At 69.8% G+C, this 16,807-nt stretch carries 12 protein-coding genes; 5 read left to right on the forward strand and 7 right to left on the reverse strand.

What is annotated here, in order from left to right:
* Positions 1-27 precede the first annotated feature (27 nt).
* From AC1DG4_RS06235 to AC1DG4_RS06245, 3 genes are all read right to left on the reverse strand, one after another.
* Positions 28-1,428: a DUF5719 family protein gene (locus tag AC1DG4_RS06235; RefSeq protein WP_477421132.1), complete on the reverse strand. Its 1,401-nt coding sequence runs from the start codon at positions 1,426-1,428 to the stop codon at positions 28-30.
* Positions 1,425-4,718, reverse strand: coding sequence for a glycosyltransferase (locus tag AC1DG4_RS06240; protein ID WP_477379512.1), 3,294 nt, complete (start codon positions 4,716-4,718; stop codon positions 1,425-1,427). Before AC1DG4_RS06240 ends, AC1DG4_RS06235 begins: the two co-directional genes overlap by 4 nt.
* Before the next feature lie 200 nt (positions 4,719-4,918).
* The gene (locus tag AC1DG4_RS06245) at positions 4,919-5,236 is read right to left on the reverse strand and encodes a WhiB family transcriptional regulator (protein ID WP_477379514.1); all 318 of its coding nucleotides are present in this window, start codon (positions 5,234-5,236) and stop codon (positions 4,919-4,921) included.
* Positions 5,237-5,447: 211 nt separating this feature from the next.
* Here AC1DG4_RS06245 and AC1DG4_RS06250 point away from each other — a divergent pair, with 211 nt between their 5' ends.
* The 5 genes from AC1DG4_RS06250 to AC1DG4_RS06270 all read left to right on the forward strand — a co-directional run bounded on the left by AC1DG4_RS06250 (position 5,448) and on the right by AC1DG4_RS06270 (position 11,749).
* Positions 5,448-6,854, forward strand: a complete 1,407-nt coding sequence (locus tag AC1DG4_RS06250; protein WP_477379516.1) for an O-antigen ligase family protein — start codon at positions 5,448-5,450, stop codon at positions 6,852-6,854.
* Positions 6,851-8,146: an O-antigen ligase family protein gene (locus AC1DG4_RS06255; RefSeq protein ID WP_477379518.1), complete on the forward strand. Its 1,296-nt coding sequence runs from the start codon at positions 6,851-6,853 to the stop codon at positions 8,144-8,146. The genes AC1DG4_RS06250 and AC1DG4_RS06255 overlap by 4 nt, the downstream gene beginning before the upstream one ends.
* 115 nt (positions 8,147-8,261) lie before the next feature.
* Complete coding sequence (locus tag AC1DG4_RS06260) at positions 8,262-10,172, forward strand: glycosyltransferase (protein WP_477421133.1); 1,911 nt, start codon at positions 8,262-8,264, stop codon at positions 10,170-10,172.
* Positions 10,169-11,131, forward strand: coding sequence for a glycosyltransferase family 2 protein (locus AC1DG4_RS06265; RefSeq protein WP_477379522.1), 963 nt, complete (start codon positions 10,169-10,171; stop codon positions 11,129-11,131). The genes AC1DG4_RS06260 and AC1DG4_RS06265 overlap by 4 nt, the downstream gene beginning before the upstream one ends.
* A gap of 6 nt (positions 11,132-11,137) precedes the next feature.
* On the forward strand, positions 11,138-11,749 hold the full coding sequence (locus tag AC1DG4_RS06270; RefSeq protein WP_477379524.1) for a hypothetical protein: 612 nt from the start codon (positions 11,138-11,140) through the stop codon (positions 11,747-11,749).
* A 48-nt stretch (positions 11,750-11,797) separates the two neighbouring features.
* On the opposite strand, the gene AC1DG4_RS06275 is transcribed toward AC1DG4_RS06270, so the two are convergent.
* The 4 genes from AC1DG4_RS06275 to AC1DG4_RS06290 form a co-directional block, all read right to left on the reverse strand.
* Complete coding sequence (locus tag AC1DG4_RS06275) at positions 11,798-12,538, reverse strand: ABC transporter ATP-binding protein (protein ID WP_477379526.1); 741 nt, start codon at positions 12,536-12,538, stop codon at positions 11,798-11,800.
* On the reverse strand, positions 12,538-13,302 hold the full coding sequence (locus AC1DG4_RS06280; protein ID WP_477380388.1) for an ABC transporter permease: 765 nt from the start codon (positions 13,300-13,302) through the stop codon (positions 12,538-12,540). Before AC1DG4_RS06280 ends, AC1DG4_RS06275 begins: the two co-directional genes overlap by 1 nt.
* Positions 13,303-13,381: 79 nt before the next feature.
* Positions 13,382-14,518 (reverse strand): UDP-galactopyranose mutase, encoded by a 1,137-nt coding sequence (glf, locus tag AC1DG4_RS06285; protein WP_477379528.1) that lies wholly within the window; start codon positions 14,516-14,518, stop codon positions 13,382-13,384.
* 52 nt (positions 14,519-14,570) lie between these two features.
* Positions 14,571-16,787: an acyltransferase family protein gene (locus tag AC1DG4_RS06290; RefSeq protein ID WP_477379530.1), complete on the reverse strand. Its 2,217-nt coding sequence runs from the start codon at positions 16,785-16,787 to the stop codon at positions 14,571-14,573.
* Positions 16,788-16,807: the final 20 nt, after the last annotated feature.

Consider the following 16,807-nt stretch of genomic DNA (forward strand, 5'->3'; position numbering starts at 1 on the left):
CGGCGCGTCGGGCGCCGTGCCCGACGCCTAGCGCTGATAGACCGTGATCGGGGCCKCTGCGGCGTCGGTCGCCCAGACCGGATATCCCGCGAGCCGACCGATGCCCGAATAGACCACCGCGGCGCGCACGGCCGTGGGCGACGAGAGGGTGTACGTCGTGGAGGCGCGGATCGCGACCGTCGCTGCACCGTCGGGCTGCAGCGTGACCCGCTGAGTCGTCCCGCCGTCGATCGGGGTGAGCTCGACCGTGGTCGTCTGAGCCGACGCGTTCTGCAGGTGCAGCTGCGGTGCGGGTCCGTCCGCCACCGCGAACGCCGTGGCGCCGGTGAGGGCGGGGGCCGGCGTCATCCAGTCGAAGTCTGATCCCTTGGCGGTGCCGGTGGTCTGCCAGGCCGCGGCGACCACGGGCGTGCTGGCCTCGAGGTCGATCGAGTAGAGCCCCGGCTTCAGCGCGGAGAAGTTGACGGATCCGACCTGGCCCGCGGTGAGCTTCACGGTCTTCGGGTCGCCGACCTTGCTGCCGTTTGCGGCGTTGCGGGGCTGCAGAGTCACCGTGGCATCGGCGTCCGGGGCCAGCAGGCGCACGGCCGTCGAAGCGTTGTCGTCGTCGTTCGAGCCGACCAGGGCTCGCACGCCGAGCAGCGAGAAGTCCTTCTGGGGCTGCGCGATCGCATCCTGCACGTCGATGCCGACCGGATCCAGGGTGCGGATCAGGCTCGACTGCAGCGCCGCGCGCACCGGGGCTCCGCTCGAGGTCACCTTGACGACGGGGCTGCTCTCCCCCGCCGAGCCCGCGACGAGCGGCACGGTGGACTGGGTGCGCGGGGGCACCACGAGCTCGGAGGAATGGGTGCCGCCGGTCGAGCCGTACTCGGTGAAGGTCACGGTCGCCGTGACCGCACCGGGGTTCGCGATCAGCAGGATGTCGCTCGATCCCGTGGTGCCGGCGCCGCCCACGATCCAGGACTCCTGGCTGGGCGGACGGCACGCGGACGCCGCGAACCCGGAGAGGTCGTCGGCGGAGACCGTAACCGACTGGGCCGCCGCGACGAGCGCCGGCTCCCTGTTCTGCGGGGAGGCGGTGAACCCTGGCGCGACGGTGGTCCCCACCAGATCGGACATTCCGAGCTCGGTCGAGGTCAGGTTCGCGCCCGCAGCCGCCCCGCTGACGAGTTTCGGGGTGCCCGCCACGCTGAGCTGGGAGGCCTGGGCAGCATCGCGTCCGAGCGCGAGGAAGGACCCTGCGCAGCTGAGCAGCGTGTCGCCCGCGACGGGCTTGACCGTCGTGTGCGCCGGCTCGTTCGCGATCGTCGGCCAGGCCGCGGGGATCGCGATCACGGCGCCCGCGACGCAGGCGGCCGAGACGACGACGCCGGCGGTCAGCCGGGCGCCGGTGGCGACGAGACGAGCGGAAGTCCTGCGGCTCATGCGTCTGCCTCCTTCGCGGGCGTGGATGCGGTCTCGGCGGGTGCGGATCCTGGATCCCGAGGGTCGGGATCGGCGCCGGGATCGGGGCGGGGTTCATCGTGATCCGGTTCCGGGCCGGCAGAATCCGGGGCGGCGTCCGCTGCGTCCTGCGCGGGTACGTCGCCCGCGGGCTCACTCACGGTCGCGGGCTCTGGTGTGGTCTCCGCCGCAGTCGCATCGGGCTCTGCGGGAGCCTCTGCGGCCGCCTCGGCCGGCGCCTCCTCGTGCCCCGTCTCCGTGGGAGCCTCGGCGACCGCGAGGGCTTCGGCTTCGGCTTCGGCTTCGGCTTCGGCGGGAGCCTCGGCATCGGCCGCGGTGGCGGATACGGGGCCGGCGTCCGACGCGACCTCATCGCCGGGCGCGGACACGATGGCGGGGACCACGACGGACGCGGGCGCGGCCTTGCGCTTCTTCGAGGCACGCGCGGGGCGCTCCCGCTGCGGCTTGACCGGGCGGGGAGCCCGCTCCGGCAGCACGCCGACGGCGCGGGGAACCGCACGCGCGGCACGGCGCGAGGCACGAGTCGGGATCGAGAGCAGGAGCGCGGCGAGCAGCACGATGAGCTCCACCGTCACCACGAGTTGCGCGGTCGCGCGCTGTCCGACGCTGAGCCCCCCGCGGGCGGCCGGCTCGGCATTCATGCGCCACAGCACGCCGCGGGCCGTCTCGCCGACGCGCACGAAGCCCGCGCGCTGGTCCAGGGCCGTCTCGGACTGCAGCCGCAGCGAACGCTCCGCCGACGTCTCCTTGTCCGATCCCGCCTGCACCAGGACGAAGCGCACGCCCAGCGCGCCGAGCGCCTTGGGCGCATCGAACTGCCGCGCGGACACGAGGTCGACCGTCAGCTCGGTGTAATTCTTGCCTGGCACGGAGGTCGCGGTGTTGATGATCGTGGACTGCGCACCGAGCGTCGCGCTCGCGCCCCACACGACCGTGCTGGCGAGGGCGCCGTCCGGTTGCGCGCTCAGCACGAGGGTGCCGAGCTCGCGATCGGCGCGGGCCTGCGCGTTCACATAGGCCGGCAGCGTGGTCAGTTCACCGCGCTGGATGGTCGCGGTGCCTGCGACGAACGACACGGCTGTCGGCACCGCGCACACCACGACGCCGGCGGCGGCGATGAGAGCGGCGGCGCTGCGCAGGGCCGGACGGGTGATCGCGCAGTCCAGGGTCACGAGGGCCCCACCCAGCACGCCGATCCAGGCGAGGCTCAGCCCGGTGCCGGGCCAGAGCGGCACGGCCTGCGACTGCGCGAAGGCGACCGTCACGCCGACTGCGGCGAACGCGGTGGCGAGACCTGCGGCGGCGACGAGGAGGGATCCGATCCCGACGCTCCAGCGACGCGTGATGGTGGAGAACACGGCGAGCAGTGCGAGCGGAGCAGCCAGCCAGAGCACCCACGGTGTGTCCTTGACACCGAGGAGCGCGGGCCAGCCCGCCTGGTCCATCGTCGGCAGACCGGCGAGCAGCGACAGACGCCCTGCCGCGTCTGCGGCTGCTTGCGGCGCCACGACGATCGCACCGGGATCCGACAGCAGCGCCCACAGGGATCCGTGTGCCGCGTGCCAGATCGCAAGCGGCGCGAACACGACGACGGCGGGCACCAGCACCCAGATCATGCGCACGGCGCCGCGCACCGTGCGGCGCGCGAGCAGCCACACGATGGCGATGAGCCAGAGCAGCACGAACGCGGGAGCGAGGGAAGGCGCACAGGCCAGCGCGGCGGCCGTCAGCAGAGACGCCGCCCCTGCCGCGCCCCAGGAGCGCTGGGCGACGAGAGCCGTGTGGAACACCCACGGCAGCAGCAGGTGCAGCAGCGCTGCGGCCGGGCGCCCCTCAGCGAGGCCGATCAGGAAGGTGGGAGCGAGCGCCCATACGACGCCGGCGAGGATGCGCAATCCCGGCTTGTCGGTGATCCGGGTGGCCGCGAACCAGCCGCCGAGGACGGCGAGTGGCAGAGCCGCGACCCAGAGCAGCAGCAGCGCGTACGAGGGCGACCCCGGCCAGAGCGAGCCGAGCACGGCCAGCACACCGGAGAACGGATCCGCCGGGCCGACCACGTCGACCCCGAAGCCGTGCTGCCCGTACGCGGCATCGCGCCACAGCGCCGCGACGGTCTGCCGCAACGGCAGCAGCGCGCCTCCGCCGAGGGCGGGCCAGGCCAGCAGCGAGGCGAACAGCGCGACGCCCGCGACCAGTGCGGCGAGCACCGCCCAGGCGCCGCCACCGGAGAAGAATCCGAGGTCCTCATGCACGCCGGCCTCGGTGCCGTGTCCGTCGTCCAGGCGCTGGCGCAGCTGCGTGCGAGTCACGCGGAGCGGAGCGATGCTCGCCCAGCTCGCGCTGCGGTCGGCGTGGATCTCCCGGCGGGAGCGGGTGACGGCGGATCCCGAGACCATGGCGAGTCCCGCCGCGCCCCATTCCGGAAGCACGGCGGCGGGGCGTTTGCCCGTCAAGTGAGTGATCGAACGCCACAGGGCGAGCGGCAGCAGCGAGAGCCAGTGCAGTGGCACCACGGCGGCGGGAGCATAGCTCAGGCGCCGGTGCAGCTGTGCGCGGCGCCGCGCGAACGCGTCCGCGGCGGTCCCTTCGGTCTCTGCGCCGTCGTCGACGACGATCCGCGCGCCTGCGGCGAGCACCAGGCGCCCGCCCGCGAGGCGCGCGCGGATGCCGAGGTCGAGCCCCTCGTCGCGTCCGCCCAGGCCGGCGTCGGGGCGGAGCCCACGACCGGCGCGCAGGAGCAGACCGCGGGCATCGGCGCCGAGCGCGTCGTCCATGCCGTCGTGCTGGCCCTGGTCCAGCTCCCCGCGTGCGGGGTCGACGGCACGGCCGAGGCGGGTCATGCTCTGCCCGAACGACACGATGCGGTGCTCGTCGAGGGCGCTGACGAGTTTGGGCGCGGCGATCGCCGCCGCGGGTGAGCGCTCCAGTGCCCCGGCGAGTTGCGCGAGCGCCGCGGGGGCGGGAGCGCAATCCTCGGTGAGGATCCACAGCGCTGCATCATCGGCGACGCGCGGCAGCGCGAGGGCGACCGCGGCGGCGAGCGTCGTGGAGGCCTTGGTCTCGATCACCGCTTCTGCGGCCTCGGCGACGCGGGCGCTGCCGCGGAGGGCGCTCGACGAGCCGCATGCGACGATCGTCAGCGCATCCGGCCGGCGGGTTTGCGCGGCCAGCGCATCGAGGGCGCGCAGCAGGCGCGCGAGGGAGGTCGCACCCGAACGGGCGACGAGGACGGCGTGTACTCGGGCAGACATGACGGGGTCAGCCTAAGCGGGCCACCGCCGGCTGGTGGGATGGGACGCGGGCGCGTCCCGGTTTTCCCGGCATACGCATTGCTCGGGCCAGGCGGGGACGGCAGTCACCGAGCACGCTCCGCCCCGGTCACTGAGCGCTGTCGAAGTGCCGGTCGCTGAGCGCCGTCGAAGTGCCGGTCACCGAGCGCTGTCGAAGTGCGTCAGCCGGCGCGGCGCTTGAGCTTGCGGCGCTCGCGCTCGGAGAGCCCGCCCCAGATCCCGAAGCGCTCGTCGTTGTTGAGCGCGTACTCGAGGCATTCGCCGCGCACGTCGCAGGACGTGCAGATGCGCTTGGCGTCACGGGTCGAGCCGCCCTTCTCCGGGAAGAAGGCCTCTGGATCGGTCTGCGAACAGAGCGCGTCGCTCTGCCACGCGAGTGCGTTGTCGTCCCCCTCGGTCGGGCGACGGACGCCCGGCACCCCCAACTGGACCGGATCAACGAACCAGTCGTCGGGAACGTCTGAACGGTATGCCGTCATGTCGCCCTCTCCCTCGTATCCCCCCGGGTGCCCCGCGGGCCGCGTTGCACTACTAATTACACCCGTGTCATTCGTCCTGGTCAAGTCGCGGATCGTAAACCCTCAAGCACGCATTGAACGTTCTTCGACGCGTACGGCGTGTCGCACCGGCGTCTCGAAGGCCCGGCCGCGCTCCCGACGTCACAGGACACGGGCGGTACTCTGAACCACGATGGCCCAGCACTCCCGACTCTCCACGGCACCCCCGCCGAGCGCTCCGGCACGCGAGTCCACCGGGCACCTTCTGCTGCGCGCGCACATCGTGCTGCTGCTGTTCTGCGTGTTCGCGCACACCGCGGTGTTCAACCTGCTCGGCGCGGACGGGGCGGCCGTCGTGCTGGGGGTGCTGCTTCTCGGCACGCTCGGGCTCGCGATCCCCCGCATCGCGCTGGCCCGGCCTGCGCGATTCCCCTGGCGCCGGATGCCGTGGACGGCGCTCGGATACACGGCGCTGGCGCTGCTGTCGGTGTTCTGGTCGGGATGGCCCTGGGCGACCCTGCTCACCTGGACGCTGCAGGCGGCGATCACCGTCGTCGCCCTGTTCATCGCGTTCACGCTGAGCTGGCTCGAGATCGTGCGCGCGCTCTCGAGCGCGCTGAAGTGGATCCTCGGGCTCTCGCTGCTGCTCGAGCTGTGGGTGGCGCTCGCCCTGAGGCATCCGCTGCTGCCGTTCTTCTCCGAGCTGCCCGCGGGCAAGCCGGATCCGCATTGGTACTGGGTGCGCGGCGACCTGTTCGACAGCGGCCGGGTGCAGGGCATCGTCGGCAACTCGAACACGCTCGGCATCCTGTGCGCCTTCGCCCTCGTCGTGTTCGCGCTGCTCTACGCGCAGGGAGCACGACGCAGGCCCGCGCTGCTCGTCTGGATCGTGCTCGCCGCGTTCTTCTTCCTCCGAGCAGGTTCCGCCACCGCGTACGCGTCGTTCGCGGTCGGCGTGCTCGTCCTCGGCGCCGCCCTGCTCATGCGCCGCGCGCGGGCGCCGCACGGACGCACCAGGGTGTACGCCCTGTTCACCGCGTTCGCCGTGGTCGGGGCAGCGGCCGCCTGGTTCGCCCGCGACGCGCTGTTCGGAGCCCTCGGCAAGTCCTCCGACCTCACCGGACGCCTCGAGATCTGGCGCAAGGTGTGGACGCGCGCCGTGCAGCACCCGGTCTTCGGCAACGGGTTCTCCTCGCCGTGGGTGCCGTGGGACCCCGCGTTCCACGACTGGATCATCGACCACCGCATCACGGTGTTCATGGCGCACAACATGTGGTTGGACGTGTTCCTGCAGCTGGGCGTCCTCGGCGTGCTGCTCATCGCGATCGCCTTCTTCGCGTTCGCGTGGCGCGCCTGGTTCTTCGCCGTCGACCGGCCCCGCTGGGATCTCCTGCAGGACCGCCCCTACGCCGCACTGTCACTGCTGCCGACGGCGCTCGTCGCGATGCTCCTGGTGCTGGGGCTCGCGGAATCGACGCCGATCATGCTGTGGGGCTGGCTGCTGCTGATCCTGCTGTCGTTCAAGATGAAGATCTCGCCGTTCGTGGGATCCGGCCCCGGCGAGGGCGCGCCGCCGCAGTCGCGCCGGCGGACGGCATGACCACTCCGCGGCGACGCCTGGCGAGGACGCTCGCCTCGGTCGAGATGGCGCGCGCCTACTCGACCTGCGCGCTGCTGAGCGTGTTCGGCTCCTTCGCGATCTCCGCGTTCACCTCGTCCGCGACGCTCAACACGATCATCGCCGTGCTCTGCGTGATCGGAGTCGGCATCCTCTGGGTGCGGCGCGAGGAGCTCAGCCCGCTGCGCCTCGCGCCGTCGACGCTGCTCGCGTTCCTCGCCTGGACGCTCGCGAGCGCGGTCTGGTCGACCGCGTCCGCCGCCTCGTTGAAGGCCTGGGCCGCCCTGGCCGGATACGCCGTGATCGCGGTCGTCGTCGGGCACATCAGAGACACCCTGCAGACCGTGAGGGCGCTGGGGGACGCGCTGCGCATGCTGCTCGGTGCATCGCTGATCGCAGAGATCATGAGCGGGATCCTGCTGGACATTCCGTTCCGCTTCCTCGGCATCCAGGGCGAGCTCGCGGTCGGAGGGCCGATCCAGGGCCTGTTCGGCACGCGCAACATGCTCGGCTTCATCGCGGTCATCGCCGTCATCACGTTCGTGGTGGAGTGGCGCTCGCAGTCGCTTTCGGCGGCGATCGCGATCCCTTCCGTGGTGGTGGCGGGATTCCTCGCTCTCTTCTCCGCCTCGCCCACCGTGCTCGTGCTCGCGGCCGCCGTGGGCGCGGCCAGCGTCGCGCTGGTGATCGTGCGGCAGGCCCCCGTCTCCCGCAGGCGCCCTCTGCAGTGGGCGATCGGCGGGGTCGTCCTCGCGGTGCTCATCACGATCGCGATCTTCCGCACCCGCGTCGTCGCCGTGCTCGACGCGGGCAGCGACTTCAACATCCGAGTCGACCTGTGGAGCAACCTGCTCACCTACGTGCAGCAGCGCCCCGCACAGGGGTGGGGCTGGTTCGGCCTCTGGAACGACGCGCTCTACCCGTTCAACTCGATCAACTACTTCACCAACGACCACCACGGCAGTGCGCTGAACGCGTTCTTCGACACCCTCCTCCAGGTCGGCGCAGGCGGCCTCCTGCTGTTCTGCCTGCTCGGCGGCGTCGCCCTCGTGCGCTCTTGGCTGGTCGCGAGCGTACGCCGCTCCGTCGTGTACGCCTGGACGCCTCTCGTGCTCGTCGCCCTCGCCGTCGATTCGGTGTTCGAGAGCTTCACGCTCGTCAACGCCGGATGGTTCCTGCTCGTGCTGTGCGCCCTGCGCGCCGGCCAGTCCCGGTCCTGGCGCGAGAACATCGACGCCGTGCAGACGAGCTCGACGCCCCTTCCGGACCGCTGAGCGGCAGCGGCACGAGATCCTCCCGGGCCCGCGTTCAGCAGTGGACGCGGAGGCAGAAGGTATCCTTGAACGCGATTCGTCTCGAGTCGCTATCCACACAATCGGAGCACACGTCTTGACTCACGTCCTTCAGAACGTCGTCTTCCCGCTCGAGCGGGATCCCGACCTCCTCCCTCTGTACGTAGACCCGGAGACGTGGTCCGTCATCGACGAGGAGCCGGTGCGGGTCACCAGCCGGGCTCACATCGGAAACGTCCTCGGACGCTCCAGCGCGCGCATCGGCGCCGGCCGCCGCGTCTCCTTCGCCTCTTACTTCAACGCCTTCCCCGCGTCCTACTGGCAGCACTGGACGTCGGTCCGAGACCTCCGCCTCACCGTGCGCACGGAGGGGCGCGCGACGGTCCTCGTCTACCGCTCCAATGGAGGCGGCACACGTCAGCGGATCGAGACGCGCGAAGTGTCCGGCACGTCGTCCGCGTCCTTCGACCTCCGCCTCGACCAGTACAGCGACGGTGGCTGGATCTGGTTCGACATCGTGGCCGACCACGAGGATGCGACCTTCGAAGGCGCCGAGTGGACGACCGAGCAGGCACCGGCACGCTCCGGCAAGGCCTCGCTGGGGATCACCACCTACAACAAGCCCGACTACTGTGTGCAGACGCTTCAAGCGCTGATCGACGCCCCCGAGGCTCTGGAGTTCGTCGACCGGATCTTCCTCATCGACCAGGGCACGCAGCGCGTGGACGCGCGCGACGAGTACCCGGCGATCGCGGAGAGCCTCGGCGAGACCCTGCAGATCATCACTCAGCCCAACCTGGGAGGCTCGGGCGGCTTCTCCCGTGCGATGCTCGAGACGCTCCAGCGTCCGGAGAGCGACTTCGTCCAGCTCCTCGACGACGACGTGCGCATCGAGCCCGAGGCCCTGCGTCGCTCGATCACGTTCGGCAGGTTCGCCACAACGCCGATGCTCGTGGGCGCCCACATGTTCGATCTGCTCGACCGCCCCAAACTGCATGCCTGGGCCGAGGTCGTGGACGAGGAACCGTTCATGTGGCGCAACCTCTTCCAGGAGAAGATGCCGCACGACTTCTCGGCGATCAACCTGCGCCAGCAGCCGTTGCTGCATATGCGTCTGGACGCGGATTACAACGGCTGGTGGATGTGCCTGATCCCGGTCGAAGTGATCCGCAAAGTCGGGCTCTCCCTCCCCGCGTTCATCAAGTGGGACGACGCGGAGTTCTGCCTCCGCGCCGGCGAGGCCGGCTTCCYCACGGTCTCCCTGCCCGGCGTGGCACTCTGGCACGTCTCCTGGGTCGGTAAGGACGACTCGATCGATTGGCAGGCCTACTTCCACGTACGCAACCGGATGGCCGCCGCCCTCATCCACTCGAACGCACGACGGGGCGGTACGCTCCTCCGGCACAGCCGCCGGGTCGACCTCAAGCATCTGATGATGATGCAGTACTACCCCGTCGCGCTCCGCATGAAGGCGCTGCGCGATGTGCTCTCCGGGCCTCAGCACATGCGCGCGAATCTCGGCACCGCGATGCCCCAGGCCCGCGCGATCGCTGCCGACTTCCCCGAGACCGTCGTGCACAAGGACTCGGGTGTGCCCCTGAGCTCGCGCCGCGGACGCCAGGTGTTCAAGCGGCTCAAGGCGCACGTCTTCGACAGCCCGACCGGCATCGCGCTGCGCTGGTTCACCGCGTCGACGCTGGTCTCGCACTGGTTCCACACGCCGGAGTCGGCGAACGTGGAACGACCAGAGGTCGAGTTCGGCAAGGGTGACGCGGCCTGGTGGCGCGTGCCTCTGCACGACAGCGCCTTGGTCAGCGCTGCCGACGGATCCGGCCACAACATCTACACCCGGGACCGCGAGAAGTTCCGCGAGTTGCTGAAGGAGACGGTCCGACTGCACGCCGCCCTGCGGCGGCGGTGGCCGGAGCTGCAGAAGCAGTACCGGGCTGCGCTCCCCGAGCTCGTCTCCGAGGAGTCCTGGAAGTCGACCTTCGAGGGACACTCGTGACGGCTCCCGGAGTCGGCTTCGATCCGGCCGCAGCGACCATCGTCGTCGTGACCTTCAACCGGTCGCATCTGCTGCAGGGCCTGCTGGACAGCATCGTGGGGATGGCCCCCAAGCCGGGACGGGTCGTCATCATCGACAACGCCTCGTCCGATGACACCACCGATGTCGTGGACTCGTACCGGGACAAGGTCGGCACCGAGATCGTGTATCGGCGTCTGGAGACCAACACGGGCGGATCCGGCGGGTTCAGCGAGGGCATGCGCACTGCGTATGAACTCGGATCCGAGTGGATCTGGCTGATGGACGACGACGTGGAGGTGCTTCCCGACGGCCTCGCCAGGATGGGCGCCTGGGCCCCGCGGTTCAAGAGCATCCAGGGCCGCCGCTACGACTACGACGGCAGCGCGTTCTACTGGCAGTACCGGATCGCCGAGCGCATGGGGATACCGATCCCCTTCGCTCCCGCCGGTTTCGATGCAACGGGGTTCAAGCCGATGAACAGCGGCTGCTTCGAGGGCATGTTCATCCACCGCTCGATCGTCAAGCAGATCGGTCTCCCCGATCCCCGGTTCTTCATCTACTGGGACGACCAGATGTACGGCTGGCTCGCCTCGCGGCGCACCCAGGCCGTGATCGTCGACGAATTCGTGCTGCGGCGCACCCGAGAGATCAAGCAGTGGGACATGGGCGTGCGGCACATGAACGCATCCAGCAATGCGTACCGCTACTACATCATGCGCAACCGCGCCTATCTGAAGCACTACTACCGCGCGCACCACGTGTACAACCCCGTGTTGTTCGGCCTCGGCACGGCGATGACCTTCGCGAAGGAGCTCATCCGCCTGGTGTTCGTCGAGCGCACGGTGCGCGGTACGAGCAACCTGTTCCGAGGGCTCCGCGACGGCGGTCGGATCGGCCGCGACCGGAGCTGGCGCCCGATGCCCGCACTGGAGGACTGACGAGTGATGAGCGAGCACAAGCCAGAGGCCGTCTGGGTCTTTCCGGACGAGCCGAGGAAGCGCGGAGGCCGCATCGCCCTGATCGTCGGGCTCACAGTGGCGGTRCTGGTCGCTGCGGCGATCGTGGTGCTGTTCCTCATCCCGCGCGGTGACGGGTCGCCGTCGCCCACCCACAGCCCCACGAGCACGGCGACACCGACGCCCTCCTCGTCTCCCACGCCCACGACCTCCCCGACGCCCTCACCGACGGTCGTGCCCTCCACCGAGCCCACGACGCCGCAGACCTCCCCTCCGCCGGCCCCTGATCCGTCCGTCGCCGAGTTCCGCGGTCACGTGCAGCCCCGCCTGGACGCCGCGGCCCGTGGGCTCGGCCTGGCGCAGGGCCAGAGCGGCGACACCGCGGTGCAGATCGTCGACTCTCTGCAGAACGACGCCCAGAACCTCGCCGGGCAGTCGGCGCCGGCCTCGATCGCCGTCCAATGGGGCGAGGACGTCAACACCTACTCCGCCAAGCTGCAGGCGCTGCGGTCTGCGTACGCCGGAGGATCGGACGCGTCAGGACCACTCGCGGATGCCCGTGCGGTGCTCGAGCAGCTGCGCGGCCTCGTCGGGCTCTGAGTCCGCGCGTCACCGCCTGAGCGCCCGTTCCCCTCGAGGGGCGGGCGCTCAGGCGTTGTCCGCGTTGTACCGGTCCAGTACGGCGCCGATACCCGCGTCCAGAACCAGACCCCCCTTGTCGAGGTACAGGCCGCGCGTGCAGAAACGGCGCAGATCCTTCTCGTTGTGCGAGACGAAGAAGAGCGTGCGTCCCTCGGCGAGAAGCTCGTCGATGCGCTGGTAGCACTTGTCCCGGAAAGACTTGTCACCGACCGCCAGCACCTCGTCGACGAGCAGGATCGGTTCTTCGAGCTGCGAGACCACGGAGAACGCGAGACGCACCTTCATGCCGTTGGACAGGTGCTTGTAGGGCGTGTCCTGGAACTTCTCCAGTTCGGCGAAGTCGATGATCTCGTCATAGCGGGCGGCGACTTCAGCGCGGCTCATCCCGTGCAGTCCCGCGGTCAGCCGCACGTTCTCGCGGACGGTGAGCTCGCCGACGAAGCCGCCGGTGAGCTCGATCAGCGGCGCCACTCCGCCGTGCACGCGCACCTGCCCCTCATCGGCGAGGAGCACGCCTGCGACGAGCTTCAGCAGCGTGGACTTTCCCTGGCCATTCCGTCCGACCACGCCGATCGCCTCGCCCTGCCGCACACGGAAGGAGACATCTCGCAGCGCCCAGAACTCGCCAGGACGGTTGCGCCGATTCTTCCCCGCGAACAGGTCCTTGAAGCTGCGGCGTCCGCGCCGGCCGAGCCGGAATCTGACGCCGAGTCCGTCGACCTCGATCGCAGAGCGCTGCTCGGTCATCAGAGCTCCTTCAGCACGTCGCGCTCGAGCGAGCGGAAGGTGAACAGTCCGAGGACGAGGAAGATCACCGTCACGACGGCGCCGATGATGACCGGCTCCGGCTGCCACTGCCCAGGGAACAGTCCGACGCGGTAGAGCATGAAGATTCCGGACAGCGGGTTCAGCGCGCCGATCAGGTGCAGCTGGTGCGGCAGATCCTTGAACCCGTAGATGATGGGAGACACATAGAACAGCGCCCGGAGGATCAGCGCCGTCGTGCGCTCAAGGTCCGCCCAGAGCACGCACAGCGGCGCGACGAGCAACCCGAGACCGATCAGCAGCAGGGTCTGCCAGATCATCGCGACGGGGAAGAGCAGCAGCGACCAGTTCGGCTTCGCCCCGGCGAACACCGCGAAGAGGACGAGGACCGGGATCGCGAACGCGAACTCCAGCCCCTTGGTCAGGATGACGCGCATCACCCAGATCGACCGCGGGATCGCCGTCGAGCGGATCAGACGCGCATCCTTCTTGAACGCCCGCGTGAACTCCCCCACCGCGGTGTTGAACCACACCCACGGCAGCAGCGCGACGATCAGGAACACGATGTAGGGCTGCTCCCCCACCTGTCCGCGATGGAAGACCTGCGTGAACACGAACCAGTAGATCGCGCTCATCACGAGCGGATCCAGTACCGACCAGAGGTAGCCGAGCACGCTCGTCGCGTAGCGCACCCGCAGATCGCGCGCCGACAGCAGCCAGAGCGAGTGGAAGTAGCGTCGGGACATACCTCCCCCCCGCGTCTCGGTCACCGTCACGATGAGATCCTATCGACGGGCGGGGGCGTTACCCTGCCGGCTCGGTCCGTCACGCCAGCTGGTTGTTCCACATCGACAGCGCGGATCCGATGGCCATGTGCATGTCGAGGTACTGGTAGGTGCCGAGGCGTCCACCGAAGGCCACGCCGTGCTCGCCCTTACCGAGCTCCCGATACGCCAGGAGCCCTTCGCGGTCGGTCTGCGTGTTGACCGGGTAGTAGGGCTCATCGCCGCGCTCGGCGAAGCGGGAGAACTCCCGCATGATCACGGTCTTGTCCGCGGGGTACCGGTCGGCGCGCTCCGGGTGGAAGTGACGGAACTCGTGGATGCGCGTGTACGGCACGTCCGCGTCCGGGTAGTTCATCACGCTGGTGCCCTGGAAGTCGCCGACGTCGAGGACCTCCTGTTCGAGATCGATGGTGCGCCAGCTCAGCTCGCCCTCGGCATAGTCGAAGTAGCGGTCCACCGGACCGGTGTACACGATCGGCACCTGACCGACGGTCGCCTTCTTGTTCAGAGGCTGCGACTCGTCGAAGAAGTCCACGTTCAGCTTGACGTCGATGTTGGGGTGATCGGCCATGCGCTCCAGCCACGCGGTGTACCCGTCGGTCGGCAGACCCTCCCACGTGTCGTTGAAGTACCGGTTGTCGTAGTTGTACCGCACCGGGAGACGGCTGATGATCGACGCGGGCAGCTTCTTCGCATCGGTCTGCCACTGCTTGGCCGTGTAGTCGCGGATGAACGCCTCGAAAAGCGGGCGCCCGATCAGGGCGATCCCGCGCTCCTCGAGGTTCTTGGCCTCATGCGCGTCGAACTCGCCGGCCTGTCCCGCGATGAGGACCTTCGCCTCGTCGGGCGTGTAGGCACCGCGGAAGAACTGATTGATCGTGCCGAGGTTGATCGGCAGCGGGTAGACCTCGCCCTTGTGCGTGGAGTAGACCCGGTGCACGTAGTTCGTGAACGTCGTGAACCGGTTCACGTACTCCCACACGGTGGGGTTCGACGTGTGGAACAGGTGCGCCCCGTACCGGTGCACCTCGATGCCGGTGGTCGGCTCGTCCTCGCTGTACGCGTTGCCGCCGATGTGATGACGACGGTCGATGACGGTCACCTTGCGTCCTGCTGCTGCGGCACGCTCGGCGATGGTGAGGCCGAAGAAACCCGACCCGACGATGAGGAGATCCATGACAACCATCGTATCGGCGTGGGAGCGCCACGCCTGAGCAGACGCCCCGCGCCTAGTCGGGCATGCGGGGAAGCACCTTCTCCAGCGCCGGCGCGAGTCGACGCACGTAGTCGAGGTTGAGATGGTCCGCGTCGTAGTAGACCACGATGCCCCCGACCACGGCGTAGCAGAGCCCCTCGGCGCAGAAGAACCGGCTCGCGTCGAAAGGGCGGACCCGGTCGTTCGCCATCCTGGCCGCAGCCACCAGGTAGGGATCGGCGGGGTTGGCCTTCTCCTCGGGCACGGCGCATTCCACCGGCCGGGCCTCGTGCAGCAGAGCGCAGCCAGGATCGCGCACCTCGGCGTTGAACGGAACCCCGCCCAGCGGGACCACGACGATCCCGGCATCGGCCCAGATGCTCCAGGTGCGGGTGAGGCCGTCCACGAACTGCTCGGGCTGCGGACGCCCGGTGCCGTCGTCCACCAGCTGCGCCCTCCCCGCGGACGACGTGAACACCAGGTCGGGCGCTTCCTTGAGGACCTGGTCCGTGACCTTCGTCGACCAGGAACGGCACCGGTCGCGGTCCGCAGGCGAGGACGGTGTGCGGAATCCGATGTAGGGCGCATCGTTGACGGGGCAGCCCCCGCCGAAGCTCCAGGTCACGGACCAGCCCTTGCGGCGAGCGATGTCGAGGATCGCGCCCTTCCACTGCTCCGCGTGCGAGTCCCCCACGATCCATACCCGCACGGGATCGGGTGCGCCGCCGCTGAAGTCGCAGGCCGCCGTCGCGGGAGCCGCCCCGAACGCGACCCCTCCCGGCACCACGGCGCACTCCGGGGGCGAGGAGAAGTACGCATTGCGCGAGCTCATCACCGGCTCGTCCGCGGGACCGAAACGATCGGGGCAGGCCGCCGACGGATCGAGCGCCTGCGGTCCGTGGCACGCAGCGATCTGCACGCTCGCCGGTGGATGCTCGGCCTCGACCTTGGCCGTGCCGACCGTCAGGAGCAGGCCCGCGGGCACTGCGACGACGAGCATGCCAGCCACCATCCCGATCAGGCTCACGGGCGTCGACCGCCGCAACGGCTTCCAGCTCTGGCCGGGGACCTCCACGAAGCGCCGCGTGAGCCAGGCCAACCCCAGTGCGACCGCCAGCACGCCGATCTTCCGCAGGGTCGAGAGTTCACCTCCCAGTAGGAACGGCATGAGGACGATGAGCGGCCAGTGCCAGAGGTACAGCGAATACGAGATGTCGCCGAGCCACTGCACAGGACGCAAAGAGGTGGCCGCGCCGTGCAGGAGTCGGGAACGCCCGGTTCCCGCCACGATGACCGCGGCGGTCCCGAGCGCGGGCAGCAGCGCGGTGGCGCTCGGGAAGGGCGTGCTCGGTCCGTAGAAGGCTGCGGCCACGGCGATCGCGATGAATCCTGCGATCGCGAGAGACTCTGCGGCGGCACGAGGCAGCCTGCGTGTCACCAGGAGCGCGACGAGGCCGCCGATCCCGAATTCCCAGACACGGGCATAGGTGACGAAATAGGCGGGCCCCGGCAGTGAGATCGTCACCACGACACTGAGCGCGAGCGAGACCGTGACGAGCACCGCGAGTGCGACGGCGGCGACCCTGCGGGGATGCGCAGAGCGGCGCGAGGCCCACCACCAGGCGGCGATGAGCACGAGCGGCCAGACCAGGTAGAACTGCTCCTCGACCGATAGCGACCAGTAGTGCTGCACCGGCGTGGCCTGCTCGTTCAGCGCCGAATAATTGACGCTCATCGCGCTGAGGAACCAGTTCTCGACGTATCCCGCGCTGGCCAGGATCTCTCCGCCGGTGCGAACCCACCGGGGGTACGGAAGCAGGAGGAACGCAGCGATCGCGGTGATCAGCAGGACCAGGAACGCCGCGGGCAGCAGCCTCCGCACCCGGCGCGCGTAGAAGGCGCCGAGCGCGATGCGCCCGCGTTCCATCTGCTCCGTGACCAGGTGCCCTGTGATGAGGAATCCCGAGATCACGAAGAACACATCGACGCCGACGTACCCTCCGGTGACTCGCGCGGGCCACAAGTGGTTCAGGACGACGAGCAGAATGGCCACGGCCCGCAGAGCCTGGATGTCGGTCCGGAACCGCCGCCGACCCGCCGCGGGAACCGCGTCGCCGCGGGCTATCGGAGGCTCCGGGCGGCGAAGAGAGAGCGGCCGGGTCCTGGGCAGACACGGTCGGGGGCGCGATCTGGCATGGCACCCATGATATCGGCGCCCCTGCGGGCCCCGCGCCGCCGATGCACTCGGCACTGCGCCCAGGAGATGCCGAG

This window comes from Microbacterium sp. 05N427 (genome assembly GCF_056397105.1).

Coding starts and splice junctions, on each gene's coding strand:
- AC1DG4_RS06240 (WP_477379512.1), bottom strand. CDS start 4,718: ATGTCTGCCCGAGTACACGCCGTCCTCGTCGCCCGTTCGGGTGCGACC.
- AC1DG4_RS06245 (WP_477379514.1), bottom strand. CDS start 5,236: ATGACGGCATACCGTTCAGACGTTCCCGACGACTGGTTCGTTGATCCG.
- AC1DG4_RS06250 (WP_477379516.1), top strand. CDS start 5,448: ATGGCCCAGCACTCCCGACTCTCCACGGCACCCCCGCCGAGCGCTCCG.
- AC1DG4_RS06255 (WP_477379518.1), top strand. CDS start 6,851: ATGACCACTCCGCGGCGACGCCTGGCGAGGACGCTCGCCTCGGTCGAG.
- AC1DG4_RS06275 (WP_477379526.1), bottom strand. CDS start 12,538: ATGACCGAGCAGCGCTCTGCGATCGAGGTCGACGGACTCGGCGTCAGA.
- AC1DG4_RS06280 (WP_477380388.1), bottom strand. CDS start 13,302: ATGTCCCGACGCTACTTCCACTCGCTCTGGCTGCTGTCGGCGCGCGAT.
- glf (WP_477379528.1), bottom strand. CDS start 14,518: ATGGATCTCCTCATCGTCGGGTCGGGTTTCTTCGGCCTCACCATCGCC.